Genomic DNA, 24,101 nt, shown 5'->3' with positions numbered 1-24,101 from the left:
TCGCCTGGTCGGCACCCACGAAACCACGCCCGGCCCGATCCCGACCCCGACGACACCTGGACGAGGGACCACGTCCGCGTTCGGGTGGATCACGCCCGGCCGGGAGACAAGGCGCCCTGCGCTCCCGCTACCGGGTCGCGGCGCCGATCGCGGCGGTCGGTGACGCACCGCGGGCGCGCGAGCTGATACTGCGTTCCGGTCGTCGGCCGCAGCGAGAGAGCAACGGTGCCCCCAGCCGACCGGCGGACCAGCTTCAGCACGCCGGACGTCGGTGGTCCGAACAACGGGGACGAGCAGGTCGTGAGCAACGCGCGACGGAGACGCCCTCCCTGCTGGTGACGTGACGCTGATAGCCCGGTGCCGTTCGCAGCCTGCGAGGACGAGCATCGCCGATCTCGCCGCGAAACCCCTCTCGTGAGCTACTCGCACCAATTGACGAGCCGGATCAACGGTCCGGACCCGGGCTGGTTCACCGGACCCGCACCGGCACAACGGGTCCGATGCACATCGCCGATTTGCAATTGCAAACATTCGAGAATAGATGACATCGAACACCTGTTCGGCTAGAATGAGATACGTGACCGCAGTCCACGAACCCCCGCTCCCCGACACCTTCCCAGGTGCCGGAGAGCCCGGGTTCCCGCAGGTCGACCTCACCCTGATGCAGCTGGTCATCGAACAGGCCGCCACCGCCGACACGGAAACGTGCACCGAAGCCGAACTGATCGACCAGATCCAGCAGATCGAATCCCTGCAGAACTCCCTCGCCGCATTACAGGCGAACCGCATCCGCGCATTCGCCCGCGCCCACGTGAGCGCACGGATATCCGCCGGTGTCGTCGAACCCGAGAAACTCGAACGGGCAGCAGTCGCCCAGATCGCGCTCGCCTGCCGGGTGTCGCCGACGGAGGGCCGTTCCCGGCTGCGGACCGCGCGTGACCTGCGCGAAGGGCTCGACCACGTCCGGAGCCTGTTCGTCGCCGGCGAGCTGAGCCGGGACAAGGTCTCCGCGATCGTCACCGCGACCACGGACCTCGACCGTGGCGAACGGGCCACCGTCGACGCCCGGCTCGCCGACCACGACCTGCCCCGACTCGGGACCGGGCGACTCCGCGACCTGACCCGCAGGCTGGTCGCCGAGATCGCCCCGGACAAGTTCACGGCACGGGTCGACACTGCCCGTGCGCAGCGGCGGGTCACCCTGCGCCCCGCGCCGGACGCGATGACCTACCTGACCGCGTACCTGCCGGTCGAGCAGGGCGTCGCGTGTCTGGCCGCGCTGCGCAAGGCGTTCGTCGACGTCTCGGTGGATCCGGCGCCGCTGACCCGCAGCCGCGGGCAGGTCATGGCCGACACATTGGTCGAGCGGGTCACGGGCAAGGCCACCGCGACCGACATCGACCTCGAAGTCCAGGTCATGGTGCCGGTCGAGGCCCTCATCGACCCGGACAGCCCACTACCCGCCGAGATCCCCGGCCACGGCCCCGTCCCGGTCGACCTCCTGGCCACCACCACCGGCCAGAAAGCCTTACGGCGGTTGTTCACCCGGAACGGCATCGTGATCGGCGGCGAATCCCGGCAACGATTCTTCACCGGACTCCTGGCCGAACTCCTCAAGGCCCGAGCCCGACATCGATGCACCGAACCCTACTGCGACGCACCCGCCCGACACCTCGACCACATCGACCGCGCAATCGACCACGGACCCACCGAACTCGACAACGGCCGCGCCACCTGCGAGTTCCACAACCACGTCCGCGAGCAACCCGGATGGTCGGTCAAGCGCACGACCGAAGGGGTACGCACCACCACACCCACCGGTCATACCTATCTCGCACCCGAGGACGGTTCGGCGTAGTGCCGGCTCCGTTCCGTGCTCTCGATCTCGCGGTCGGCCCGCGCACCCCCGGCCAGTTCGAGGCGGGTGCCGGTGAACGTGGCCCGCAGGCGCCGGTCGTGCGTGACCACGACGAGCGCGCCCTCGTAGGAGGCCAGAGCCTCCTCCAGCTGCTCGACGAGCATCGGGGACAGGTGGTTCGTCGGTTCGTCGAGCAGCAGCAGGTCTACGGGCTCGCTCACCAGCCGGGCCAGCTCGATCCGTCGCCGCTGCCCGTAGGACAGCTCCCCCAGCCGCAGCCCCAGCTCGGACGACCGGAACAGGCCCAGCGCCAGCAGCGCATCCATGTGCTCGTCCACGCTGCCCGGGCGCCCGTGCGCGTAGGCCTGCAGCACTGTCCGGCCCGTCGCACCGGCCGGGCCGTCCTGCCGGAAGAACCCGACCCGGCCGGCCCGTCGCACCGCGCCCACCTCCGGTCGCAGCTCCCCGGCGAGCAGCCGCATCAGGGTGGTCTTCCCCGCTCCGTTCGGCCCGGTGACGAGCAGCCGCTCTCCGGCGCGGACGGTCAGCGACTCCAGCCGGAGGCGGCCGGGCACGACCACACCGTCGAGCGCGGCGACCTCGTCCCCAGCGGCGGCATCTGCGGTGGCCGGAACTCCCGTGAAGCGCAGCGGCTCGGGCGGCGGCTCCGCCGGGTGATCGGTGAGCCACCGCAGCCGCTGCCGGGACTGCCGGATCCGGCCGGCCGCCCCAAGGGTGCGCGAGCGCGCCCGCCAGGCCCCGGTGCCCATACCCGCCTTGGCCGTCTTGCGCGGGATCACGGCCAGCCGGCCCGCGTTGGTCGTCACCAACGCGGCATGCCGGTCCCGCTCCGCCGTCCACTCCGCGTGCGCCCGGGCCTGTGCCGCGCGTTCGGCGGCCTTGGCGGTGAGGTACCCGGCGTACCCGTCGCCGTAGCGACGCACCTGCCCGCCGGCGACCTCGAGGACGGCGGTGGTCACCCGCTCCAGGAACACCCGGTCGTGCGTGATCGTCACGACCGTGCCCCGGTGGGCGCGCAGGCGCTGCTCGAGCCAGGCCGTCGCCTGGTCGTCCAGGTCGTTGGTCGGTTCGTCGAGCAGCAGCAGCTCGGGATCCGACGCCAGCACGGCGGCCAGGGCGAGCCGGGAGCGTTCACCTCCGGAGAGCGTGCCCAGCGGGCGGCTCCGGTCGAGCCGGGGCAGGCCGAGCCCGTGCAGCGCGACGTCCACCCGGACGTCGGCCTCGTAACGCCCCGCGCCTCGAACTCCGCGACCAGCGCCGCGTACGCGTCCAGGTCCACGCGTTCCGGGACGCCCGCCGCGCCGAGCGCACGTTCGGCCACCCGCATCCGGTCCTCGAGCTCGCGCAGGTCGGCCAGCGCCAGGTCGACGGCGTCGGCGACCGTGGCGTGCGACGGCAGCGCGAGCGACTGCGGCAGGTATCCGACACCGCCGGGCGCGACGACCACGAGCTCGCCGTTGTCCGGATGCTCGACGCCCGCCATGAGCTTCAACAGCGTGGACTTGCCCGAGCCGTTGTCGCCGATCACCCCGATCCGCTCGCCGGGGTGCACGGTGAGCGACACCCGGTCCAGCACCACGCGGGTGCCGTAGCGCTGGGTGACCTGGTCGAGTGTCAGTTGCGCAGGGGTACGCAGAGCGCCCCCACCTCCTCGTGTCGGGGTGGACAGAACTGGACTGCGAAGCCCGGGTCAGCCCGGGGCTTTGCGGCTGAGGTGCTCCCAGGCCCGGTACTCCTCGGTGCGGGCCTGGTCCATCTGCTGGACCATGTCGTAGGAGGCGGCGCCGACGATCAGCCGCAGCGGCGGCTCGGCCAGCCCGGCCAGCTCCGTGACCACCGGGGCCGCGGTGCTCGGGTCGGGGCCGGCGTCGTCGCCCCACATCTCGGCCAGCTGCTCACGCAGTGCCTCGTACTCCGGGCGGGGCCGGGTCGCCGTGGTGCCCCGGGTGAACAGGTCCGTGCCGTACCCGCCGGGCTGCACGATCGTCACCGTGATCCCGAACGGCGCCACCTCCATCGCCAGCGCCTGGCTCAGCGAGTCGAGTGCGCTCTTGCTCGCCGCGTAGAACCCTGCGGACGCGACGCCGCCGCCGGCCCCCATCGACGTGACCTGCAGGATGTGGCCGGATCCCTGCGCACGCAGGTGCGGCACCACGGCCGGCTCGGTCGGAGACGTCCAGCGTCAGCCGCAGGAGGCGGTCCGGGTGGGCGGCGACCAGATCGTCGAGCGGGGCGAGGTCGCGCGCGGCTGCCACGACACGGTCGCCGCCGGCGAGCGCCGCCTCGACGAATGCCCTGCCCAGGCCCCTCGATGCGCCGGTGATGAACCATACGCGGGCAGTCGTCATGCACGCTCCTCCATTTTACTCGAACCGAGACGGTCCGTCTCGCATGAAGAAGAGCATGGAGGAGCGCCGCCTCGAAGTCAAGACGGACCGTCTCGTTTGGTGCTTACTGCTCGAGCAGCAGCGCCCGGAACCAGAGCTCGCTGATCACGGTGGCGCCGTCCCCGTCCGCCGCGCTGGTGCCGCTGTACTCGGCGGTGCGGGTGGTACGCACGCAGAAGGTCTCCAGCATCCCCACCAGCAGGCGGGTGACCAGCGGGATGTCGAACGAGGCGCACTCCCCGGACGCGACGGCGCGGGTGAACTCGACCTCCCACAGGCCGTAGACCGCGGTGCGGGTGGAGTGCACCAGCTCGCGCACCACGGGCTCGGCGTAGGCCAGCTCGAAGGTCATTCGCATGCCTGGCCGGTCGGTGCGGAAGCCGTCGATGTAGGCCTGGATCCCGGCCAGGATGGTCGACCGGAGATCGGGCCCGCGCTCGAAGGACTGCACGGCCTGCACGAAGGCCGTCTGCGAGGTGCGGGCCACCTCCTGGCAGATCGCCTGCTTGTTCTCGAAGTGCATGTAGAAGGCCGCGCGCGACACCCCGGCACCGGTGGCGATGTCGTCCACCGTGAACTCCGGCAGGCTGCGGGAGTCCGCCAGCACGCGCGCCGACTCCAACAGGTTCGACCGGGTGGCCGCGGCATCTCCGCGGCGGCGGGCCGGAGCCCGCCGCCCGGGGCGCGTGGCGACCGTGGGCAGCGCGGAGGAGGAAGCCTGGCCGCGGGCGGTCATCCGGTCACACTACCCGGCCGAGCAGCAGGTCCGCGGAGTCCACGTACCCCTCGGTGACGGCCGGCGGATGGAGCGGGTCGCGCACCGACTCGTCCGGCGTCCGGCCGGAATCGAGCCAGCGGGCGACGACGTCACGCACGGCCGGGGCCTCCAGATACGACGGGTCCATGTACAGCGCCGTGGCGCGCATGGCGACCCGGACCGTGCCCTCGGCGCTCTGCGCGGCGCTCTGCGCACGGCCCCAGGCCTTGTCCCGCGCGGACGGCGGCTCGGTGTTCTCGTACTCGGCCTGCGGGTACACCGAGTCCGAGCCGACCGCGAGGTCCCACGCCACCTGGGCGAGCACACCCAGCTCCGCCTGCACCGCGTCCGCCACGCCGGTGACGGACCCGGCCTTCTCCACGGCGCCCCCCAGCAGGGTCGCGCCGAGCGCGGCCATCGTCATCCCCTGGCCGTAGATCGGGTTGAACGAGGTCACCGCGTCCCCGAGCACGACGAAGCCCTCGGGCCGCCGGTCGAGGTCCTCCCACATCCGGCGCTGGTTGCCCGGCATCCGGTAGGGGACGATCTCGCTGGTCACGGTGGCCTTCTTCATCACCTGGGCGATCAGTGGGCTGCTCAGCCCCTCGAAGAATCCCTCCAGCGAGTCCAGGTCGTCGGGCGGGTAGTTGCCGGCCATGCCGTAGGCGGCCACGTCGTGCAGACCGTTGCCGCAGGGCCGGATGGCGACGCCGAACGGGTCGGCCGGGGTGGCCGAGACCGCGATCCCGGCGAGCCCCTCGGGCAGGGCGCCCTCCGGCAGCCGGACGGTGTAGGTGGAGTAGCCCATGTAGATGCGGACGTGCCGCTCCTGCGGCTTGTCGTAGCCGAGGTCCTCCAGCCAGTGCGGGGACCGCGATCCGCGTCCGGTGGCGTCCACCACCAGCTCACCGAGCAGCTCACCGCCGGGCCCGCCGCGGACCTTCGCCCCGATCACCCGGGAACGGTCATCGGAGCCGATCAGCCCGACCGCCATGCCCTTGACGACCTCGACGTTCGGCAGGGCGAGCACCCGGCGGCGGATCGCCCACTCGAACACCGGCCTGCGGAACATGGTGACGATGAGGTCGCTGCGCACCCGCATCCGCCAGGCGCCGCCGACGAACTGGGAGAAGTCCGCGACGTCGTCGTAGCGCTCGCAGCCCAGTTCGAGCAGCTCCTCGCTGATCCCGGGCAGCAGTTCCTCGATCCGCCGGTGGCCGAGGCTGAGCAGGTGGTGCACCTGGTCGCCGTGGGGCACGCCGCGCCGGGACGTCATCGCCTCCGGGCCGTCGACCGGCAGGACGTCGCGGTCCACCACCGTGACCCGCTCCGCGCTGCGGGCGAGCGCCGCCGCGGAGAGGAGTCCCGCGATGCTGCCGCCGAGGACGATGGCATGGCCGATGGTCGTCATGAGCGTGCCGTGTTCCCTTCGTGGGTGGTACGGGCGAGCAGGGAGATCAGAGGTCCAGCACGAGGCGCGGACCGTGGCAACGGCTCACGCAGACCATGGTGGTGAACCCCTCGGCCTTCTCGTCGTCGGTGAGATAGGTGTCGCGGTGGTCCGGCTCGCCGTCCAGGACGACGGCCTCGCAGGTCCCGCAGTAGCCGTTCTCGCAGGAGAACGGGGCGGTGATGCCGTTCGCGCGCAGCACACCGAGGATGGTCGTGGCGGGCCCGACGGGCAGGGTGCGCCCGGAGCGGGAGAGCTCGACCTCGAAGGGTTCGCCCGCCGTGTCCGCCGCGGCGACCGTGAACCGCTCCAGCCGCAGCCGGTCCGCGGCGCCGGCCTCGGCCGCCACCGCGGTGACCCGGTCCAGCATCGGCGCCGGGCCGCACGCGTAGACCACGTGGTCCGCGGGCAGCTCACCGATCTCGGCGACGAGGTCCGGCCTGCCCGCGGCGTCGTCCGCGGCGACGTGCACCCGGTCCCCGCCGATCCGGACCAGCTCGTCCACGAACGCCATGTGCGAGCGGGTGCGCCCGCCGTAGACCAGCCGCCAGGGCAGACCGGCACGGGTGGCGTGGCCGAGCATCGGCAGCAGCGGCGTGATGCCGATGCCGCCGGCCAGGAACAGGTACCCACCGGCGGGTTCGAGTGCGAAGGCGTTGCGCGGCGGCCGGACCTCCAGCACCGCCCCCGGCTCCGCCATCTCGTGCAGCTCGCGGGAGCCGCCGCGCCCTGCCTCCTCGAGCAGGACCGCGATCCGGTAGGTCTCACGCTCGGCCGGGTCGCCGCAGAGCGAGTAGTGCCGGACCAACCCGGAGGGCAGCACGAGCTCGATGTGGGCGCCGGGCTCCCAGGGAGCCAGCTCCAGCCCGGCCATCGACTCGAAGGTGACGGCGACGACCTGGTCCGCGACCCGCTCGACCGCTCGGACCCGGAGCTTCACGGGATTGCGGGACATCGCTCTAGCCTCCGAGGAGCTCGCGGGCGGAGTCGAGGTGGTGCAGGGCCGCGTAGTCGCCGTTCGGCGGGCGCTGGCCGCGCAGGTCATACATGTTGACCATGAGGCAGGCCATCTTGTAGGCGGCGAACGCCTCGTACCAGTCGATCGCCTCGGCCCGGATCCCGGTGACCTGCTCCCACAGGGCGATGGTGTCCGCCCGGTCCAGCATCCCGGGCAGCAGCCGCCCACCCAGCGGAATGCTCTTCCCCCGCTGGTTGATCAGCCACCAGCCGAGGTCGTGCAGCGCGCCGCCCGCCGAGGGCTGCTCCCAGTCCATCAGGGCGACGACGCCGAACCCGTCGTCCACCAGCATGTTGCCGATCCGCGCGTCCCCCCAGACGATCCCCTCGGGACGGTGCGCGGGAACCGACGCGGCGAGCGCGTCCAGCACCTCCCGGTGCCGGCCCAGCGGCCGGTCCGGACGCTCCAGCTCGTCCAGGAAGCCCGCCCACCGCGTCCACTCGCCGCCGAACCCGTCCCCGTCCGCGGGAACGAGGAAGGGCACCGCGGACAGCGGTACGGACGGCAGCGTGGCCAGTGCGCGCACGCAGTTCTCCCACAGCACGGCCCGCTGGGCCGCGCTCGCCTCGGCGACCCAGCCCTGCTCGAGGTAGGACGGCATGCTCACGGCGACCCGGCCCCGCAGCTTCTCCATCACGAAGAACGGCGACCCCAGGACCGCGGGGCTCTCCTCCAGCCAGCGGACCGGCGCGACCGGCACCGCGCCGTGCTCGCCGAGTGCGCGCATCAGGGCGAACTCCTCGACGAACACGTCGTCCCGGAACAGCCTGAAGTCCGACGGCTTGATCCGGACGACCAGGCCCCGCGTGCGCTCCGACCCGCCCTCGCGCCAGTGCGCGTCGAACAGGATCGTCTCGGCCGACTGCCCCGATCCCCGCGGGTAGGCCAGATCCGACAACCGCACGTCGGTGGCCTGCAGGAGCCGCTGCGCCACCCAGCCGGTCAGCACCTGTGCGAGGTCCTCGAGGTCGCGGACCCCGGGCGCGACGATCGTGCCCCCGGCATCCGACTTCATCCCGGCGCTCATGACCTCGGCCAGGCCCGGTGAGTCCGACCTTCCACTCATCTGCGCCTCCTCGCGCTCCATGACGACTGCTAGCTTAACAGTAACGTCAGCGTCAGTCATCGACGTGATTCGTCAACGTCGCCACGTCTCGAGGTCCGGTGCCATGAGCCTGTCCAGCACGTCCCCCGCCCCCTCCGCGCCGGCGAGACCGGCGCCCCGATCCCTCGACGAGGCACTCTCCCCCGCGTTCCTCTCCGCGGCGCTCGGCGTCCCGGTGCACGGCGTGCACCCCGGGGACGTCATCGGCGGGGTGGCCACCAAGGTCCGGTTCCGGATCGACTCCGAGCCCGGCGTCCACCGGGACTACTGCCTCAAGGGCCTGGTCGGGGACGCACCGCCGGCCCCGGGGCACGTCCGGATCACCCACACCGAGGCGAGCTTCTACCGCGACCTCGCCCCCACGGTGGGGGTCGCCGTGCCGGTGTGCCGCTACAGCGGCATCGACCCCGAGGTGGGCAACGGTCTGATCGTGATGGAGGACGTGGTGGCCGCCGGCGGCCGCTTCCTCACCGCCCTGGAGCCGTACAGCGTGGCCGAGGCACGCGACAGCGTCGCGCAGCTCGCGAAGCTGCACGCGGCGCACTGGGGCAGGGCCGGTTTCGACGATCTGCCCTGGTTGCGCAACCGTCTCGACGACCTCGCCGAGACCCCACTGCGCACGCTCGAGGAGCTGCAGTCGCTGGTGGACGACCCGCGCGGCGAGCCGCTGCCCGGCGAGCTGCGGGACGCGGAGCGCATCACCGCGGCGCTGCGCGCGCTCGCTCTGCGTACCGGGGGCCGGGCCGAGTCGCTGGTCCACGGGGACGCGCACGCGGGCAACATCTACGTGCAGGACGGCGAGACCGCGCTGATCGACTGGCAGATGCTGCAGCGCTCGCACTGGAGCATCGACGTGGCCTACCACGTCAGTGCGGCGCTGTCGGTGGACCAGCGGCGCGCGGCCGAGCGAGAGCTGCTGGGCCACTACCTCGACCGGCTGTCGGCGCTCGGGGTGGATGCGCCGGACGAGGAAGAGGCCTGGACGGACTACCGCGCGGGCGTGGCCTACGGGTACTACCTGTGGTCCTCCACCCGCCAGGTCGCGCCCCCGATCACCCATGAGTTCTGCCTGCGCCTGGGCACCGCCGTCGACGACCTGGAGAGCTTCGCCCTCCTGGACATCTGATCTGGTGACACTGGCGTCAGTATCAGCTACATTCCGTTCGACACCTGTGCGACGAGGGATGGGGAAGGCCAGATGCCACGAGAACGCGCGATCGAGGTCGCGATCATCGGCGGCGGGATCGGCGGGATCGGCGCCGCGGTGCACCTGGTCCGCCGCGGCACCCGCAGCTTCACCGTCTTCGAGAAGTCCGAGGGCCCCGGCGGGACGTGGTGGGACAACCGCTACCCCGGCGCGGAGTGCGACATCCCCTCGGCGCTGTACTCCTACTCGTTCAAGCCGCACGACTGGACGCGCACGCACGCCAGTCAGGCCGAGATCCAGGCGTACATCGAGGAGACGATCGACGAGTACCGGATCCGGGACAACATCCGGCTCGGGGTCGGGGTGAAGTCCGCCGAGTGGTCGGACGACCGCGGCCAGTACCTCGTCACCCTGGAGGACGGCGAGCAGCGCTGGTTCGACGTGGTGGTCAGCGCGGTCGGCATGCTCAACGTCCCGAAGATCCCGGACTGGCCCGGCATCGACTCCTTCGAGGGGCCGCTGTTCCACTCCGCCCGCTGGGATCCCGCGGCGGAGCTGGACGGCAAGCGGGTCGCGGTCGTGGGCGCCGGCGCGTCGTCGGCGCAGGTCGTGCCCGGTCTCCAGCCGCGGGTGGCCGAGCTGCTGTCCTTCCAGCGAGAGCCCAGCTGGGTCATGCCGAAGGGCGACCGGGACCTCACCGAGGCCGAGCGCGCCGAGCGCCGCAAACGGGGCTGGGCCCGTCGCTTCCGCCGCAACCTGCTGAAGACCATGGACAAGGGCAACGGCCGCGGCGCCGCTGATGCCGTCGCCGCACAGCGGGAGCGACTCGAGAAGATCATCGCGACGGCGTTCGACGACCGCCCGGACCTGCGCGAGGCGCTCACCCCGACGTTCCAGCCGCGGTGCAAGCGCAACCTCTTCTCCGACATCTTCTATCCGGCCCTCAAACAGGACAACGTCCGGCTGATCACCCGCTCGGTCGAGCGGGTCACGCCCAAGGGCGTAATCGACGCGACCGGCGAGGAGCACGAGGTGGACGCGGTGGTGCTCACCACCGGGTTCCGGGCCGCGGAGTTCCTCTCCACCCTCAAGGTCACCGGCCGCCGCGGTCGGGACCTGCACACGCAGTGGGGCGACGACCCGCAGGCGTTCCTGGGCATGACCGTGCCGAACTTCCCCAACCTCTACCTGCTCTACGGGCCGAACACGCACGGCACCGTGGTGTCGTTCGTGCTGGAACGTCAGGCCGAGTACATGGCGCGCGACGTGCGCAGGCTGCGCCGGGCCGGCGGCGGGTCGCTCGAGGTCCGCCCGGAGGTGGACGTCTGGTTCCAGCGGGTGCTGCAGGAGGCGATCGAGAAGGTCCAGAGCTGGAAGTCCGGTTGCAACAACTTCTACCTCTCCGCCAGCGGTCGCAACGTGGTCCAGTGGCCGTGGACGCACCGCCGGTACTACCTCTGGGCCCGGTTGATGAGGCCCTTCGTGTCGCTGCACCGGCCGTCGACCCCCGAGACCGAGGCGGCCCGCAGAGGCGTCTCGGCCCTCCCCACTCCGGCACAGGAGATCTCATGAAGCTGCAGGACCGGCGCGCCATCGTCACCGGCGGGGGGCGCGGCATCGGCCGGGCCTACGTGGAACGCTTCCTCGACGAGGGGGCCCAGGTCGCGATCCTCGACCTGGACATCGAGCGGGCCGAGAAGACCGCGGCCGAGCTGGCGGACCGTGGGACCGTCTTCGCGCTGCAGACCGACATCGGTGACGAGGAGTCGGTGGACGCCGGCGTGGCCGCCGTGGCCGAGCGGTTCGGCGGACTCGACATCGTGGTGAACAACGCCGCGATCTTCGGGGACTGGAAACCGCGCGACGACACGTTCGAGTACCTGAAGAAGATCACCGACGTGAACCTGCTGGGGGCCTGGCTGGTCACCCGGGCGGCGGCGCCGCACCTGGTGAAGAGCCCGCACGGGCGGGTGATCAACCAGTCCTCGACGAACGCCTACAGCTACAACTACTCCGGCCCGACGGACGAGTTCCCGGGCTTGCGGTCCTACAGCTACGCCTGGACCAAGTACGGCACGAACGGATTGACCAAGTACACGGCGGCGCAGCTCGGGAACTGGGGCGTCACGGTCAACGCGATCGCCCCGGGCGTCATCTTCACCGAGGCGCTGCTCAACGCGGTCGACGAGGAGCGGGCGAACCAGCTCGTCGCCTCGCAGCCGATCAAGGGCAAGATCCAGGCCTCGGACATCGCCGGGGCGGCGGCGTTCCTCGCCAGTGACGACGCGAAGTTCATCTCCGGCCAGGTCCTGCTCGTCGACGGCGGGCGGTTCATGCCGGGCTGATCCCGCGCGGCCGGTGTCCGGGGCGATCTCGGGCACCGGCCGGGCGTTCAGGACGCGATGTACACCGTGCTGGCCGACGTGCCTCCGGTGAGCGGGTTCGGGAACGACACCGTGTGCGCCGTCGACCGGGCGAAGACGGCCGCCAGCACCTCGCTGAACCCGGCATCGGGTGGACCGTCGGACCACAGTCCGAAGACCCCGCCCGGGCGCAGGTGCCGAACGAGCCCGCGCAGCCCGTCCGGGGTGTAGAACCGCGCGTGGCTCGGATGCAGGACGTGCCGGGGCGTGTGATCGACATCCAGCAGGACGGCGTCGAAATGCCGGCCGGGTGCGCTCGGGACGAAGCCGTCCTCCGAGTCGCACATCGCGAAGAAGTCGCCCCGCTGCAGACTCGTCCGCGGGTCCGACGCCAGACCGACGGTGTCCGGGAACAGATCGCGCTGATGCCAGTCGATGACCGCGTCCAGCGCCTCGACGACCACCAGCGAACGCACCGCCGGATCGGCCAGCACCGCCTGTGCGGTGTACCCCAGCCCCAGGCCGCCCACCAGGACGTCGGCCTCCTCTTTGGAGAGCTCGGCCAGACCCAGATGCGCCAGCTCTCTCTCGGCCACGGTGAACAGGCTCGACATCAGGAACTCGTCGCCGAGCTTCACCTCGAACACGTCGACCCCGGCCGTCGGCTCCCGGCGCCGGCGCAGGCTGATCTCCCCCATCGGGGTGTCGCTCCAGTCGAGCTCCTCGAACCGTGCACTCACAGAACCGATACCTCCGTCGACGAACTGCGCATGAATGTAGGCCCCCGGCCGGATCGGTCTGTGTCAGCCTCCTGCGGACGACGGCGCCCGTCACGTCCCCGCGGCGATCAGCGTGTGTCCGAGGGCGGCGCCGCCGCGCAACCAGAGGCCGCTCCACAGCGGGCCGGCGGCCGCCGTGGTCACGGTGAACCGCAGGTAGGGCACCGCCGCCGCCAGGTCCGGCTCAGCCGGCCGCTGCCAGCAGTGCCCCCGCCGCCCCGCACGCCTCGTCGGTGATCACGTGCTCGTTGCCCGGGTCGATCCGGAGATCGACCGAGGCGCCGGCCCGCTCGAGCAGCTCCGCGGTCTGCTCCACCCGGTACCGCGGCACCCACGGATCGCGGTCGATGCTGCGCACCACCGTGTCGAGCCCGTCCAGGGCCCCCGCGGGCGGAGCGGTGACCGGTTTCGGACCGATGCAGCCACCGGTGAACAGGATCAGGCCCCCGTAGCGCTGCGGGGCGACAGTCAGGACATGGTGGGCCAGCAGGCACGCACCCTGGGAGAACCCCCACAGCACAACACGGTCCCGCGGGAACCCGCGCCCGGCCAGCTCGTCGAGACACCCGGTCACGACCTCCAGGGACCGGTCGAGCGCCGGCCGGTTGCGCTCCAGCGGCGCCAGGAACGGCTCCGGGTACCAGCTGTCCCCGCTCGCATGCGGGGCGTGGAAGCGCACTTGCGCAGCGGCGAACCGGCCGGCCGTCTCCTGCATGAACTGCGGGGTCTGGCCGCGACCGTGCACAGCGAGGACGGCCAGGCTCGCCGTCCCTGCGGTGGCACCCCACTCGTGCATCACGCGGGCGCGTCCTGCAGGTCGAGGAAGGCCCAGTGTGCGTCCGGCGCCAGCCCGGACAGCCACCGCCCGCAGTTCTGCAGGACGACCGGGCCGGACGTGACGTGCTGGGTCCCGGCGTGCAGGTCCCGGAAGAACCGCTGCAACGTGCCGCGCCGCAGCGCCGCCGTGCCGGCCCACCTGTAGACCGACTGTCCCACGGCGTGCACCGACCAGGTGGTGTTGTTCAGCATCAGCCGGGTCAGCGTCTCCTGCTCGGTGCTCAGCATCTCGCCGGCGTCCAGAGTCGCCTCGTTGTCGGCCCACACGTCCGACACCCACGCGCGTGCGGAGCGCAGCTCGGCCTCGGCGCGGGCGTACTCGGCGTGGAACTGCTGGGTGTCGACCGTCGCGCCCGGTGTGCCGGACTTGCGCACCGCCAGCTCTCGCAGCTCGTCGAGCATCCGCCGGCCGACCCCGAGTGCCCAGCCCGTGTGGCAGATGCCGGCCATGTTCGCCAGGCCGATCCGGTAGATCGCCCCGCCGTGGCGGACGTCGGTGGTGGCGATCGGGTACGCGTGGCTGTCCGGGACGAAGACGTCGTCGCACAGGTAGTCGTGGCTGGACGTGGCGCGCAGACCCATCACGTCCCAGTTGTCGACCGGGGTCGTCGACTCCGCGGGCAGGGTCAGCACCAGCGCCTCGCCGGTGTCGGCGCACAGCGCCGCGGTGTGGATGTGGCTGGCCATCGCGCTCCCGGAGGCGAAGTGCCAGTGACCGCTGATCCGGTAGCCGCCGTCGACCCGCACGGCGTCGCCCAGCTTGGTTCCCTGGCCGGCGATCAGGGCGTGGCGTCCGTTCGCCACGTCCGGGAACAGGTCCCGGGCGGCCGCCTCGCCGAGGTAGGCGGCGGTCGTCCCGGTGATCATCTGTACGGCCATGAACGTCCACCCGGCCGAGGCGTCGGCGTAGGTGATCCGCGCGATGGTGTCGATGACCTGCCTGGGTGAGAACTCGTAGCCGCCGAGCTCGCGCGGGATCCCAATCCGGAAGGCGCCGGTGCCGGTCAGGGCATCCGCCGACTCGTCGGTGAGCCTGCCGAGTTCCTCGCCCTTCTCGGCGTTGTCCTGCAGCGTCGCCGAGATCCCGTCGATGCGCTCGGCCAGCGCGTCGAACTCGTCGCTGACGTGGAGCCGTCCCATGACGATCCTCCTTCGGTGGTGGTGCCGACGTCAGATGTCGATCGGCTCGAGCCGGGAGAAGATCTCCTCGCGCCGGTGCTCGAACTGCTCCGGCAGCTGGAACCGGGTGCCCAGCTCCTGGGGCGACTCGTCGCAGTCCCACCCGCCCTCGGCGTGGGTGACCGCCAGCTCGAACAGCGCACCGCCCGGCGTCCGCACGTAGACGCTCTTGAAGTACTTGCGGTCCTTCAGCTCGGAGATGTCGGTGTAGCCGGCGCCCTCGATGCCGAACTTGGCCGCGTCCTGGTTCTCCAGCGTCTCGAGGTTCCAGGCGAAGTGGTGGTGGGTCCCGGCGCCGTAGTGCCAGGTGCCCTGGTCGTCGCGTCGGTTGACGGTGATCTCCACGTGGTTGCCGACCTTCGCCTCGCCCACCTGCAGCGCCACGACGTCACCGTCCTCGACGGGATCGCCCTGGCCGAAGAACGAGCGGTCGGCGAACTCGACCATCCGGTCCGGCGTGTGCGCGTGCACGCCGACCCCGTGCAGCCCGTGGATGGCGTGCTCCTGGGGCACGTCGTAACCGGTGTGTCCGACCCGCTCGTCGCCGTTCCCGCCGACGAACATGTACTCGATGCCCGAGGGGTGCCGGAACGCCAGCCGCCGCTGCCCGAACCGTTCGACGTCGGTGGCCTCGACGTCGTGCCGGGTGAGCCGGTCGTGCCAGTAGTTCATCGACTCGTGCGGGATCGACAGCAGCACTTCGCGCGACTGGTTGGTCCCCGGCGTTCCGACCATGCCGGCCTGGGCCCACGGGAACGTGGTCACCACCGCGGACGGGTCACCGTGCGCATTGGAGTAGTAGAGGTGGTAGATCGGCAGCGAGCCGTCGAACAGGACGGTGCGCTTGATGAACCGCATCCCGAGCACCTTGACGTGGAAGTCGACGTCGTCCTGCGCGTTCCCGACCGACAGTGTCACGTGGTGCGAGCCCTTGATGTAGGCCATGCCAGCCCTCCCCATTGAGTGATCCGACGGTGCCGAGAGTAGGAACCGAACACGGGCAGCGGTATCGCGAGAATGCCCGGTGCTGTCGTCGCGCTGCATCGGCATCCGACGCAGGCGCGGGTATCGTCGCCGGTGGGTTCGGCGGAGGTACCAGGGAGACGACGAACCAGGGAGACGACGATGACGTCAGTGCCCCGGCACCTCAGCGATCCGGCGCTCACCACTGCCGGGCCGCGGATCTCGTTCGGTTCCTGGCGCAGTGCCGTGGCGCGTGACGTGATGCGCTTCGAGTTCGACTGCGACCGCCCCGGGGCGTTCACCGGCGCGATCCGCCAGCGCTCGCTGGCCGGCGTCGACTTCATCGACATGGCCAGTGAGCGCCACGCCGCCTACCGCGACCGCGGCGTGATGTCCGACGCCGACACCGGCTACCTGCTGATGACCCTGCAGCTCTCCGGCAGCATCCGGATCACCCAGGACGATCGCACCGCGGTCCTGTCCCCCGGCACGTTCGCGGTGTACGACTCGTCGCGCCCCGCGGTCCTCGTCGCCGGTGACGACTACCGGTCCACCTGCGTGCGATTCGCGAAGGCCCGGCTGGGCCCGTCCGTGCGGGAACGGATCGGCGAGATCACGGCCACCGCGTTCGACTACGCACCCGGGCTCTCCGCGACCGCATGGGACACGCTGCTCAGCGTGAACCGCAACCTCGATGGGCTCGGTGCGCAGGGCCCGTCCGCGGTCCGGTGCGCGATGGACCTGGTCGGGCTACTGCTGCGGTCCGCGAGCGGTGCGGTCGCCTTCACCCCAGCCGATCCGCTGGAACAGATCCAGGAATTCATCGACCGCCACCTCGGTGACCACGACCTGTCGCCGGCCCGGATCGCCGCGGCCCACCACATCTCCCAGCGCCACCTCTACGGGCTGTTCGACCGGACCGGCACCACGGTGGCCCGCTGGATCCGGACGCGGCGGGTCGAACAGTGCCGCCGCGACCTGGCCGATCCGGCGCTGGCGGACGTCCCGGCCTCCCGGATCGGCGCCCGCTGGGGGTTCGCGAGCCCCGCCCACTTCGGGCACGTCTTCAAGGTGGAGACGGGCCTGACCCCGGCCGGGTTCCGCCGGGAGGCGACGCCGTAACGCCTCCGTGCACGTGCCGATCACCATTGCCGTCGCGTCGTGGGTCAGCCGGTCCCACTACCGTGCCGCGGTGGGTTCCGAGGCTGATACGCACACCGTCCGCCACACTGAATGCGACGCGCTGCACGATCTGACCGCCGTCCTGCAGCTGTGTGCGGCCGGCACGTTTCGGTGCAGCGAGACGACGCGACGTCCCTCGGCCGCGACCGTCCGGGCGGTCACCGAGTCGCTCGTCGGCTCCGACTTCTATCCCGACGAGGTGATCACCGCCTTCGCCTGGCCCCTGCTGGTCCAGGCCGGCGAGCTCCCACGGCTGGAAGGGCCTCGGCTCACGCTGACCCCCAAGGGCCGCAAGGCACTCGACCGACCCCGGCACGACGTGGTCCGGGAGGTCTGGCAGCGATGGCCGCGACACGCCCCGCTCAACGAGCTCAGCCGTGTGGAGCAGATCAAGGGCCAGCGCAGCGCCGCAGCATTGGGCGCGGCCGGACCACGGCGCCAGACCGTCGCCGCCGCACTCGACCCTGTGCCCCCGCGACGGGTGGATCGATGTGGACGGGCTGTTCGCCGCGATGCGTCGCGCCGGCCTGCACCCCACCGTCGCCCCGGTCGGAGCGCGGACTGTGGATGCTCTACCTCCTTGATCCGGAGTACGGCAGCCTCGGCTATGCCGGGTTCCACGACTGGCCCATTCTCGAGGGCGCTAGAACGATTCCCCGGCCCGGTCCCACCTGAACTGCTCCGGTCATCGGCAGCACCACCGCAGCGGCTCTGCCTGCCTGGATCGCGCCGGCTCATCGACCCAACTCGGCGAGCTCCGCATGGCACCACGCTTCCCGTCACCGCTGTCGCGGCAGTGACGGGGCGCCAGCTCACCGGTCAGGTCGGCTGCGCACCTGAGTCTGCAGGAACTCGATGCCCGCGCGGAGGGCCGCGGCACCGTCCGAGGTGGACTCGCCGAGCGCCTGGACGTCCTGGCCGGTGACCGCTGTCATGCTCGCGCGCACATGCTCCCTGATCTCCGCCGCGACCTCGCAGAGCTGGTCCGTCCACCGCTCGGCCTCGGGCAGCGCCGCCGTCACGCGAGCGGTGTCGGGCTCACGCTGCAGGGCGAGCAGGTGACCGTCGAGCGATGTGGCGAGCCTGCCGAGCTCGTGGTGCTGCTCAGCAAGCGTGGCCGACACGAGGCCGTGATCCGTGGCAGCGACCACCCGGTCCGTCTCGGCGACGGCGTCGGAGAGACTGCGGCGTAGCTCGGCGGCACGGCGCGCGGGCCCCTCGGGCAGGGTCCGGGTCTGCAGCTCGCTACGGGCGCGGTTGATCAGATGCTGGTTGTTCCCGGCGACCCGTCGCAGACCGCGCCACAGCCGACGGACCGTGAACGCGACGACTATCGCCAGCACGAGCAACAGCCCGCCCGCGACCGCGAGGAACAGCGGGTCCGTCAGGAGCGACACGAGCAGGTCGACCTGCCCCGGTGACATGGCAGGCACCGAGCTCACAACCAATGCCGACGCAACCACGCCCATCACTCCTCTCCGGTCCGCGCCACGAGCTTACGGACCCGGCAGCGGGCGCGACGGAGCCAGTTCGCTGCCTTGCACCCGGGTCGGCTGGTCGGTGGTGGGCGCGGCCAGTTTGGAACCTACGACCGCTCGGGTGTAATCGCACGGGTCCTCGTGCTCGATCTCTGAGCTGCTCCGAGCCGGACTTTCTCACTCGTCCCGGGGTAGTTCCTAGCCATTGTCAGCGGCGACCGCTGCAGGAGACCGCGGAGTAGTCGCCTTCCGCCGACTGCTCCGACAGGACGGCACCGTCGACGACGATCCGGCAGGAGATCTCGCCGGACCCACCGGCGGCGCTGACCGAGTACTCGGTGGGCTCGACGGCCGCCGGTGAGGTCTGCTGCCAGGGCAGCTCCGCGCCGGAGACCTGGGAAACCGACGTCCCCCGGCCGACGGTGATCGTGCCCGCCGACCCGGACCCGGTCACCTCGTAGGTGACCTGTGCCGCCGCGGGCGGCGCAGCGGCGTCGACGGTCGGGCCCTCGACGGCCGGGGCGGTGCCTGGTTCGCTGCTGCCGGTCGGCGTCCCGAATGCGACCGTGGCTTCGGTCCGCGAGGCCTCGGAATCGTCGTCCGAGCCGTCGAGGACGACGAGTCCGATCGGTACGGCGACGGCGATGGCCGCGGCGGCGCCGAGCACCCACGGCCATCGCCGCCGGCGGGCCGGACGGACGTCGTCCCGCCCGGTCCGGCCGCGCCGGCGTCCGAGTTCACGGGCCGGTCGACCCCCGGCGGGGTCGTCGGGAAGGCCGGGTCCCGGCGCCCGGTCGTGCACCGGCCCACTGCCGTGCACGATCACCTGGGTCGTCTCGTCGTCCGGGCCGTACCCGGAGTCGCCGCTGACGTACCCGAGGTCGTCCGGCCCGGATCCGGTAGACGGGTGTCCGGACCACTCGTGGTCGGGATACCCGCGGTCGCGCCACGGGGCGTCCGGGCGGGGCCGACCGTCCGGCCGGACCAGGGCATCGCGGCGGTCGAGCTCAAGCCCGACGGCCCTGCCACGCCGGGTGGCCGGGCGGTCGCCGCCGTCGAGCGGATACCGGTCGTCGACGCCGTGCCGCCCGCGGGCGTGGCCGTCAGAGGTGAGCCGAGCGAGTTCGTCGCCATCGCCGGCACGACGGCGCCCGCCGTGGCGGGCACGGCCAGTGCGATCGTGGCCGGGCGGGGCGGTGTCGGCTGAGCGCCGGCCCCCTGGGTTCAGGTCGGGCGGGGGCACGTCCGGTTCGGACGTCTCCGGCGCGCGGCGGTGCCCGCGCCGTTGCCCGCGGTCGGTCCGGCCCGCTCCCGACGGGTCGGCACCGTGACGGTCGGTGACCGGGCCGGACGGCGACAGCGCGTCGTCCGCAGGATCCGGTCGACGGTCACGGGCTACGACCGGTCGGGCCGCGTGCTCCCGGTCCGGCGGGAAGAGGATGCCGGCGACGAGGTCCTCGGGCGAGAGATGCCGGGCCGGCGACCCGGTGTCGCCGTCTGTCCGGTCGATGACCTCGGCGGTCCGGCGCCGACCGCGTCGCGGCGCCGGAGACGGTTCGTCACCGAGCACCCAGCGTCCCTCGTCCGGATCCCATCTCGGTCCTGGCACGACGCCCTCCTCGGTTGCCGTGCCGATTCAACGATTCGGCGGCCTGCCGGTTACGGAACGCGTCGGGTGGAGCCGCCCCCGCCCAGCGGCGCAGGGCTGCTCGGCGGACTACGCACCGCGCCCGACGTCGCCGATCGGTTCGCCCTCACGGTGCCGGCTCGGTGTCCTCCGAGCCCGGTCGGCGGAGTCCCGCGATCAGAACCTGGGCCAGCCGGCGGGCGTCGTAGCGGGGGTCGTTGTCGGCGCCGATGCACAGGTTCCCGACGCCGCGCATGACCTGGTAGGCCTCCATATCGGATCGGATCGCGCCGGACGCGGCGGCAGCCTCGAGCAGCTCGGTCGCCACCGGCACGAGCCGGTCGAGAAAGTACGCGTGCAGCGCATCGAAGGAGGCGCTGTCCGAATGCAGCGCCGCGGCCAGCCCGTGCTTGGTCACAAGCAGGTCCACGAAGTGGTCGATCCAGCGGGCCAGGGCGTCGTACGGCGTGGGCGCGTCGGCGAGACATGTCGCGCCGGCGTCCGCGCAGGCCTCGACCTGATGCCGGTAGACGGCGACGACCAGGTCGGCCCGCGTCGGGAAGTGGCGATAGACCGTCCCGACTCCCACGCCGGCCTCCGCCGCGACGTCGCGGACCGGCGCCTCGACTCCCGACCTGACGAACACTGCCGCGGCCGCGTCGAGCAGGGCCCGCTCGTTGCGGCGGGCGTCCGCGCGTCGTCGGGGCGACTGCCGTTTCGTGTCCGTCATGCGATCGCCCTCCTTGTGAACCGGAACAACGTTCCGTATCGTTGCCGGAGCAGTGTTCCGTTTAGTCATCATGGCATGACGGACGAGGCGACGACACCCACCAGAAGATGCCGCCTCGGCGGCCGTGGAGAGGGATGAACGCATGCAGTACCGCACCTTGGGCCGCACCGGCGTGCAGGTCAGCACGCTCGCGCTCGGCACGATGAACTTCGGTGCGCTCGGGCGCACCACCCAGGCGGAGGCGACAGCTCTCGTCGACGCCGCCCTCGAGGCAGGCATCAACACGATCGACGCCGTCGTCACCCCAGGACTGGACCTGGCCCCCGACGAGAAGAACGACACCCCACCCTCCCTGCTCGACGCATCGCTGCGGAGGCGTTGACGATGAGACCCACCAGCTTCGGCATCGCGACCGCACCGATGCAGGTCGGCTACGACGATGTTTTGCGAGTCTGGCGCGAGGCCGACCAGATCCCGGAGATCGAGCACGCGTGGCTCTTCGACCACCTCATGCCCATCGGCGGCGAGCCGGACGGACCGATCTTCGAGGGCTGGACCCTGCTCGCCGCCCTCGCGGCCCAGACCCGGCGGATACGCCTCGGTCTACTCGTGACCAGCAATCGCTTCCGGCCACCCCCGCTGCTGGCCAAGATCGCCACGACCGTCGATGTCGTCTCCGACGGCCGGCTCGACTTCGGTATCGGCGTGGGCTCCCGGCCCAACCACCCGATGGCCCGGCGCGAGTACGCCGCGCACGGCCTGCCCTTCATCGACACCGCCGACGCCGTGGCAAGCCTCGCCGAGGCGTGCACCGTCATCCGTCGCCTGTGGACCGAGACCGAACCGTTCGACGTCGACGGCGCCCATGTTCGGCTCACCGGAGCATTCGGCAACCCCAAGCCGGTTCAGCGCCCCCACCCGCCTGTCGTGATCGGCGGGCGCGCAGCCGCGACACTGCGCGTGGTCGCCGAGCACGCAGACGTGTGGAACATCCCCGGCGGCGACATCGACGACGTGCGGGCCCGCAGTGCGTTGCTGGACCGGTACTGCGCCGAGATCGGTCGCGACCCGGCGTCCATCACGCGCTCGGTGCATCTCCCGGTCTCCTACGACGAGCCGGGCGCGACGCGGCACGCGATCGGCCAGGCGCTCGACGCCGGCTTCACCCACGTCGTCCTCGGTCTGCCGGCGCCATGGCCCCAGGGTGTCGCCCGTTGGGTCGCGGACGAGCTCATCACCGCCACCGCGCACTGACCGGCCGGGGCGAACAGCCGACCTCAGGCACCGAACCTGCGTTCCGCAGCCGAGGTGAGCGTCTAGTACGCGGATTGCGGTCTTGACCTGCGGAAATGAGAGCGAGGACGCGCAGCGCGTGTGTTACTAGGCGGCGGCGTTGTGCCTGGTCAGCGACCTGCGGGGGTGATCTCGATGATCTTCTTGGGGAGGGAGAGGTCGAGTCGGGCGTAGAGGTCGGTCTGGGGCTTGGTGGGGTCGGTGCGCTGGCGGAATGTCCCGGTGGGGCCGGTGAAGGTGACGGCGTGGAGTCGGTCGAGGTCGCGGCGGATGTGGTGCCAGGTCTGGCCGGTGGTGGTCTCGGCGATGCGGATGAGCAGTAGCGCGAGCCAGCAGAGCATGACGTGGGCGCGGATGCGTTCTTCGAGGCGGTGATAGACCGGGCGCAGGTCGAGGATCTGTTTCATGTCGCGCCAGCCGCGTTCGACTTCGAGGAGTTGCTTGTAGCCCAGCGCGATGTCGGTGGCGCTCAGGTGTGGGTCCGAGCAGCGCAGCAGGTACTTGCCGTCCAGGTTGGCCTCGGTCTTGATCTTCGCCTTGTCGATGCGCAGCAGCCCGCCGGGGGTGAGGCGCAGGTAGCGGTTCAGGCCGGGCTTGGTCGAGATCTTCCCGCGCAGCTCGCCGCGTTTCATCGTCGGGAGCTTGTCGGATCCGGCGATGAGCTCGTCGAGTTGGGCGACGAGCTGATCGCGGATGTGGGCGTCGCGCTCGGCGGCCTCGGGGTTGTGGCAGATCACGAACCGCTCGCTGTCGGAGACCTTCACCTCCTTGACCCGCATGTTCTCGCCGATGGTGGTGTAGCGGCCCTGCCGCGACAGGGCGGTCTTGATCTCCGGGCTGTCCGAGCGGAGCTTCTCGCCGATGATGTAGGTGTGCTCGCCGCGACGTAGGTAGCGGCGGTTGGCTTGTGAGGAGAAGCCGCGGTCGGCGACCCACACGATCTTGGACAGGGTCCAGTCCCGCATGTCGTCGCGGACCTGGCGGATCAGTTTCGAGTCGGCGGTGTTGCCCGGCCAGCACCACACCCGCACCGGGATCCCCTCGCGGGTCACCGCCATCCCGATCACGATCTGGGGCAGGTCGTCGCGGGAGTCCTTCGACTTGCCGTAAGTCCGGAACCCGGCCGCGCTCTGCTCGTCGTCGGTGCCGTCCTGACCGTCCTGACCGTCCTTGCCGTCCCGGCCGGCCACGACCTGCCCGTGTTCGTCGCGGTCCACCGGTGTGTCGGGATCCTCCAGCTCGAAGTAGGTGGAGGTGGTATCGAAGAACAGCAGGTCGACCTCGAGGTTGAGCAGGTTCGCGACCTGGGCAAACACCTCGCGCTCCAGGTGTTCGCGCACGTCGTGGAGCCAGTCCATCGCCCGGTAGCAGACATCGTCGGAGGTCTCGGGCAGGCCGTCGATGTGCACATCGTTCGAGATCCAGTCCGCGGCGGCCAGCTTCGACGACGGCGCCAGGGCCCGATTGGCGACCAGCCCGAACAGCACCCGCTCGAACGGCGCGCTGCCCCGCCGCTTGGCCAGCAACCTGTTGAGCACCGTGTCGATGCCCAGCCGGCGCCACAGCCCGTCGAGGACATCCGTGCCGCCCAGCGGGCGCGAGCCGAGCAAGCTCAGATCCGAACCGGCGGTGGCCTTGAGCGCCGCTGCCGGGTCGAGCAGCCGTGACAGCGACACGATCAGCCGCTCGATCGCCGCGGTGTCGACCTGATCGGTCCGCCCGAAGCTGTAGAGGATCTTGGTGCGAGCGGCGCGGGCGGCGGGGTCCCAGTCGTTGTGGACCAGTTGCAGGTAGGACACCCGGGTCCCGTTGCGGTTCTGCCGCTTCACCTCCCGCAAGAACATGTCCCAGAGCCTATCGACATCCAGCCACGTCAATCAACCTACACGGGACGATTCGTGTACTAGGCGTTCACGCGGTCGAACAC

20 protein-coding genes and 3 pseudogenes are annotated in these 24,101 nt (G+C 71.3%); 8 read left to right on the top strand and 15 right to left on the bottom strand.

The features are described 5' to 3' along the window. Positions 1–577: 577 nt before the first annotated feature. A complete protein-coding gene (locus tag JOF36_RS12880; RefSeq protein WP_210026995.1) occupies positions 578–1,858 on the top strand; it encodes an HNH endonuclease signature motif containing protein in 1,281 nt (426 codons plus the stop codon). Here the strand turns inward: JOF36_RS12880 and abc-f are convergent. The 7 genes and pseudogenes from abc-f to JOF36_RS12850 form a co-directional block, all read right to left on the bottom strand. After that, a pseudogene (gene abc-f / locus JOF36_RS12875) lies at positions 1,828–3,515 on the bottom strand (ribosomal protection-like ABC-F family protein). The gene JOF36_RS12880 and the pseudogene abc-f sit on opposite strands and share 31 nt — an antisense overlap. 54 nt (positions 3,516–3,569) lie before the next feature. Further along, positions 3,570–4,034: an SDR family NAD(P)-dependent oxidoreductase gene (locus JOF36_RS38895; protein ID WP_307862348.1), complete on the bottom strand. Its 465-nt coding sequence runs from the start codon at positions 4,032–4,034 to the stop codon at positions 3,570–3,572. A gap of 15 nt (positions 4,035–4,049) precedes the next feature. Further along, positions 4,050–4,227 (bottom strand): annotated as a pseudogene (locus JOF36_RS38890) (short-chain dehydrogenase); the annotation flags it as partial. A gap of 103 nt (positions 4,228–4,330) precedes the next feature. Continuing rightward, positions 4,331–5,002, bottom strand: coding sequence for a TetR/AcrR family transcriptional regulator (locus tag JOF36_RS12865; protein WP_210026994.1), 672 nt, complete (start codon positions 5,000–5,002; stop codon positions 4,331–4,333). A gap of 4 nt (positions 5,003–5,006) precedes the next feature. Next, positions 5,007–6,434: an NAD(P)/FAD-dependent oxidoreductase gene (locus JOF36_RS12860; protein ID WP_210026993.1), complete on the bottom strand. Its 1,428-nt coding sequence runs from the start codon at positions 6,432–6,434 to the stop codon at positions 5,007–5,009. A gap of 46 nt (positions 6,435–6,480) precedes the next feature. Next, entirely contained in the window at positions 6,481–7,428 is a 948-nt protein-coding gene (locus JOF36_RS12855; RefSeq protein ID WP_210026992.1) for a PDR/VanB family oxidoreductase, read from the bottom strand. A 4-nt stretch (positions 7,429–7,432) separates the two neighbouring features. Beyond that, entirely contained in the window at positions 7,433–8,557 is a 1,125-nt protein-coding gene (locus JOF36_RS12850; RefSeq protein ID WP_210026991.1) for a phosphotransferase family protein, read from the bottom strand. A 103-nt stretch (positions 8,558–8,660) separates the two neighbouring features. On the opposite strand from JOF36_RS12850, the gene JOF36_RS12845 reads away from it, so the two are divergent. From JOF36_RS12845 to JOF36_RS12835, 3 genes are all read left to right on the top strand, one after another. Then, on the top strand, positions 8,661–9,722 hold the full coding sequence (locus JOF36_RS12845; protein ID WP_210026990.1) for a phosphotransferase family protein: 1,062 nt from the start codon (positions 8,661–8,663) through the stop codon (positions 9,720–9,722). Positions 9,723–9,794: 72 nt separating this feature from the next. Next, on the top strand, positions 9,795–11,315 hold the full coding sequence (locus JOF36_RS12840) for a flavin-containing monooxygenase (RefSeq protein ID WP_210026989.1): 1,521 nt from the start codon (positions 9,795–9,797) through the stop codon (positions 11,313–11,315). Next, a complete protein-coding gene (locus JOF36_RS12835) occupies positions 11,312–12,088 on the top strand; it encodes an SDR family NAD(P)-dependent oxidoreductase (RefSeq protein ID WP_210026987.1) in 777 nt (258 codons plus the stop codon). The genes JOF36_RS12840 and JOF36_RS12835 overlap by 4 nt, the downstream gene beginning before the upstream one ends. Before the next feature lie 47 nt (positions 12,089–12,135). Here the strand turns inward: JOF36_RS12835 and JOF36_RS12830 are convergent, their stop codons facing one another. From JOF36_RS12830 to JOF36_RS12815, 4 genes are all read right to left on the bottom strand, one after another. Then, positions 12,136–12,846 (bottom strand): polyamine aminopropyltransferase, encoded by a 711-nt coding sequence (locus JOF36_RS12830; protein WP_307862347.1) that lies wholly within the window; start codon positions 12,844–12,846, stop codon positions 12,136–12,138. 223 nt (positions 12,847–13,069) lie between these two features. Continuing rightward, entirely contained in the window at positions 13,070–13,681 is a 612-nt protein-coding gene (locus JOF36_RS12825) for an alpha/beta hydrolase (protein ID WP_210035503.1), read from the bottom strand. Next, entirely contained in the window at positions 13,681–14,862 is a 1,182-nt protein-coding gene (locus JOF36_RS12820) for an acyl-CoA dehydrogenase family protein (RefSeq protein ID WP_210026986.1), read from the bottom strand. The genes JOF36_RS12825 and JOF36_RS12820 overlap by 1 nt, the downstream gene beginning before the upstream one ends. 30 nt (positions 14,863–14,892) lie before the next feature. Then, complete coding sequence (locus JOF36_RS12815; protein ID WP_210026985.1) at positions 14,893–15,846, bottom strand: VOC family protein; 954 nt, start codon at positions 15,844–15,846, stop codon at positions 14,893–14,895. A 180-nt stretch (positions 15,847–16,026) separates the two neighbouring features. On the opposite strand from JOF36_RS12815, the gene JOF36_RS12810 reads away from it, so the two are divergent. Beyond that, positions 16,027–16,986, top strand: coding sequence for an AraC-like ligand-binding domain-containing protein (locus tag JOF36_RS12810; RefSeq protein ID WP_210026984.1), 960 nt, complete (start codon positions 16,027–16,029; stop codon positions 16,984–16,986). 872 nt (positions 16,987–17,858) lie between these two features. Here the strand turns inward: JOF36_RS12810 and JOF36_RS12805 are convergent. Next, positions 17,859–18,470 carry a hypothetical protein gene (locus JOF36_RS12805; protein ID WP_210026983.1) on the bottom strand — a complete coding sequence of 204 codons (612 nt, stop codon included), beginning with the start codon at positions 18,468–18,470 and terminating at the stop codon, positions 17,859–17,861. 262 nt (positions 18,471–18,732) lie between these two features. Beyond that, positions 18,733–19,350, bottom strand: a complete 618-nt coding sequence (locus JOF36_RS12800; RefSeq protein ID WP_210026982.1) for an MmpS family transport accessory protein — start codon at positions 19,348–19,350, stop codon at positions 18,733–18,735. Positions 19,351–19,431: 81 nt separating this feature from the next. Between JOF36_RS12800 and JOF36_RS12795 the strand changes: the two genes are divergently transcribed. Next, positions 19,432–19,731, top strand: coding sequence for a hypothetical protein (locus JOF36_RS12795; RefSeq protein WP_210026981.1), 300 nt, complete (start codon positions 19,432–19,434; stop codon positions 19,729–19,731). 547 nt (positions 19,732–20,278) lie between these two features. On the opposite strand, the gene JOF36_RS12790 is transcribed toward JOF36_RS12795, so the two are convergent. Then, positions 20,279–20,881 carry a TetR/AcrR family transcriptional regulator gene (locus JOF36_RS12790; protein WP_210026979.1) on the bottom strand — a complete coding sequence of 201 codons (603 nt, stop codon included), beginning with the start codon at positions 20,879–20,881 and terminating at the stop codon, positions 20,279–20,281. Between the two features lie 142 nt (positions 20,882–21,023). Here JOF36_RS12790 and JOF36_RS12785 point away from each other — a divergent pair. Together JOF36_RS12785 and JOF36_RS12780 are read left to right on the top strand one after the other, a co-directional pair. Continuing rightward, positions 21,024–21,173, top strand: a pseudogene (locus JOF36_RS12785) (aldo/keto reductase); the annotation flags it as partial. A gap of 92 nt (positions 21,174–21,265) precedes the next feature. Continuing rightward, positions 21,266–22,135 (top strand): LLM class flavin-dependent oxidoreductase, encoded by an 870-nt coding sequence (locus JOF36_RS12780; protein WP_210026978.1) that lies wholly within the window; start codon positions 21,266–21,268, stop codon positions 22,133–22,135. A gap of 149 nt (positions 22,136–22,284) precedes the next feature. Here JOF36_RS12780 and JOF36_RS12775 read toward each other — a convergent pair whose 3' ends face one another. Further along, complete coding sequence (locus JOF36_RS12775) at positions 22,285–24,018, bottom strand: IS1634 family transposase (RefSeq protein WP_245350808.1); 1,734 nt, start codon at positions 24,016–24,018, stop codon at positions 22,285–22,287. Between the last annotated feature and the right edge of the window lie 83 nt (positions 24,019–24,101).

Origin of the sequence: Pseudonocardia parietis (genome assembly GCF_017876315.1) — a bacterium.
Lineage (GTDB): Bacteria > Actinomycetota > Actinomycetes > Mycobacteriales > Pseudonocardiaceae > Pseudonocardia > Pseudonocardia parietis.
The sequence above is the reverse complement of the archived record's forward strand: the minus strand, read 5'-3'. Positions and strand labels throughout refer to the sequence as shown.

Excerpts from the sequence above, each read along its gene's own strand:
- JOF36_RS12840 (WP_210026989.1), top strand. The coding sequence starts at position 9,795 with ATGCCACGAGAACGCGCGATCGAGGTCGCGATCATCGGCGGCGGGATC.
- JOF36_RS12820 (WP_210026986.1), bottom strand. The coding sequence starts at position 14,862 with ATGGGACGGCTCCACGTCAGCGACGAGTTCGACGCGCTGGCCGAGCGC.
- JOF36_RS12845 (WP_210026990.1), top strand. The coding sequence starts at position 8,661 with ATGAGCCTGTCCAGCACGTCCCCCGCCCCCTCCGCGCCGGCGAGACCG.
- JOF36_RS12775 (WP_245350808.1), bottom strand. The coding sequence starts at position 24,018 with ATGTTCTTGCGGGAGGTGAAGCGGCAGAACCGCAACGGGACCCGGGTG.
- JOF36_RS12810 (WP_210026984.1), top strand. The coding sequence starts at position 16,027 with ATGACGTCAGTGCCCCGGCACCTCAGCGATCCGGCGCTCACCACTGCC.
- JOF36_RS12865 (WP_210026994.1), bottom strand. The coding sequence starts at position 5,002 with ATGACCGCCCGCGGCCAGGCTTCCTCCTCCGCGCTGCCCACGGTCGCC.
- JOF36_RS12780 (WP_210026978.1), top strand. The coding sequence starts at position 21,266 with ATGAGACCCACCAGCTTCGGCATCGCGACCGCACCGATGCAGGTCGGC.
- JOF36_RS12855 (WP_210026992.1), bottom strand. The coding sequence starts at position 7,428 with ATGTCCCGCAATCCCGTGAAGCTCCGGGTCCGAGCGGTCGAGCGGGTC.
- JOF36_RS12805 (WP_210026983.1), bottom strand. The coding sequence starts at position 18,470 with ATGTCACCGGGGCAGGTCGACCTGCTCGTGTCGCTCCTGACGGACCCG.
- JOF36_RS12835 (WP_210026987.1), top strand. The coding sequence starts at position 11,312 with ATGAAGCTGCAGGACCGGCGCGCCATCGTCACCGGCGGGGGGCGCGGC.
- JOF36_RS12815 (WP_210026985.1), bottom strand. The coding sequence starts at position 15,846 with ATGGCCTACATCAAGGGCTCGCACCACGTGACACTGTCGGTCGGGAAC.
- JOF36_RS12860 (WP_210026993.1), bottom strand. The coding sequence starts at position 6,434 with ATGACGACCATCGGCCATGCCATCGTCCTCGGCGGCAGCATCGCGGGA.
- JOF36_RS12825 (WP_210035503.1), bottom strand. The coding sequence starts at position 13,681 with ATGCACGAGTGGGGTGCCACCGCAGGGACGGCGAGCCTGGCCGTCCTC.
- JOF36_RS12850 (WP_210026991.1), bottom strand. The coding sequence starts at position 8,557 with ATGAGTGGAAGGTCGGACTCACCGGGCCTGGCCGAGGTCATGAGCGCC.
- JOF36_RS12790 (WP_210026979.1), bottom strand. The coding sequence starts at position 20,881 with ATGACGGACACGAAACGGCAGTCGCCCCGACGACGCGCGGACGCCCGC.